Source organism: Halanaerobium saccharolyticum (assembly GCF_003053565.1).
In the GTDB taxonomy this organism is placed as follows: domain Bacteria; phylum Bacillota; class Halanaerobiia; order Halanaerobiales; family Halanaerobiaceae; genus Halanaerobium; species Halanaerobium saccharolyticum_B.
This window is the reverse complement of sequence record NZ_QAXS01000086.1, coordinates 1-1,437: the sequence shown is the minus strand read 5'-3', so window position 1 is coordinate 1,437 and position 1,437 is coordinate 1. Positions and strand designations below refer to the sequence as shown.

The 1,437-nt window shown below is 33.8% G+C and carries 1 protein-coding gene; it reads right to left on the bottom strand.

Going from position 1 to position 1,437, the window contains the following annotated elements; translation table 11 throughout:
* Positions 1-95: 95 nt before the first annotated feature.
* Positions 96-1,307, bottom strand: a complete 1,212-nt coding sequence (locus C8C76_RS14965) for an ISL3 family transposase (RefSeq protein ID WP_258222608.1) — start codon at positions 1,305-1,307, stop codon at positions 96-98.
* Positions 1,308-1,437: the final 130 nt, after the last annotated feature.

The following is a 1,437-nucleotide window of genomic DNA, read 5'->3' as shown; positions in this document are numbered from 1 at the left end:
GGCTCTTCGCTATTTAGTGTGGGTAATACAAATGGCATATATTAACATTAATGGTAATGCAAAATTAAAAATTAGCATGAATGCAGTTTGAAATTTTAAATAAATGCTTTAGGTAAATCAAATTCAAGCTTTCCACACTGTAGATATATAGCTGTCATAAAATTATTTAAATTCCTGAAACCTCTGGCTTTTCTTTTTATGGTCTGAACAATACTGTTTAAGCCCTCTAAAACACCATTATTAATTCGGCTTTCAATATAATTCATTATGCCCTGCCAGTGTCTGTTAATAAATCGGCCTATCTTAACCATTGGCTCCAACTGGCTGCGAATTGCCCAGAGATACCATTTCTGCAGGTAGCTTGCTGCTGTTGTAAGATCTTCTATATTCCAGAATTCCTGCAGGGATAGCTTAAGATTATAGGCTCTTAGAGTTTTTAAATTCATTTCAGATAGTGATTTTAGTTTTTCTTTCTGCTTTTTGGTTAGATTATTCTTGTTTTTAAGCCAGATATATCTTGTTTTTTTAAGTTCTTTGTTATCAGATTGTTCATTGCGTCTGACCTGGTCTACAGCTTTATTAACAGCTTTCATTACATGAAATTTATCAAAGGTGACCTTAGCCTGAGAGAAGTTATCAGCAGTGCCTTTAATAAAGGCTGGTGACATATCACAGCAGATTTTTTTAATATTTTTAGGATCACCATTATGTAATTTTAAATCCAAAGCAAAAGAATCAACAGTTGAAGCATCTTTACCTTCAGTAATATAGATTATTTTTGACTTATCAAGATCCACAAATATTGTTATGTAATTATGTCCTTTTTTGCTTGAAGTTTCATCAATACCGATTTTATCAGTACTGCTGTAATCTTCTTCAGCACGGGCTTCTTCTACATAACGGTTCAGTATTCTCCAGAGTCTTGTGTCATGTTCGCCAACTAATTCAGCTATCTCATTGACAGTCATTGCTGTAGCTAGCTGCATAATGAACGCTTCAAAGAGCATTGTAAAGCCTGAACCTGGTTCAGCCCATGGTGCTTTAACCTGCAGCACTCCATGGTCCTTGCATTTTGTCCTCGGCATTTTAGCATGGATATAGGCTCTATACTGAAAGAAATTAAGATGTCTCCAGGTTCTTTCTTTAGTATCATGGATAGGTGATTTTTTACCGCATTCAGGGCAGGGAAATTTACTACCTCTTTTGTGAGAAATATATATATCAAGTCGACCATCATCTTTATTAAAATCTATCTTATCAAGTTTCCATGGTTCTTCTATTCCTAAAGCCTGAGTGAATAAATCTATATTTTTATACACTAAAATCATCTCCTGTTATAGTATAGGTAAAGTATACCATAATTGGATATGAAAATGAATTAATTCAGCTATATTAAATAAAAGAACAATAAAAACCCACACTAAATAGCGAAGAGGC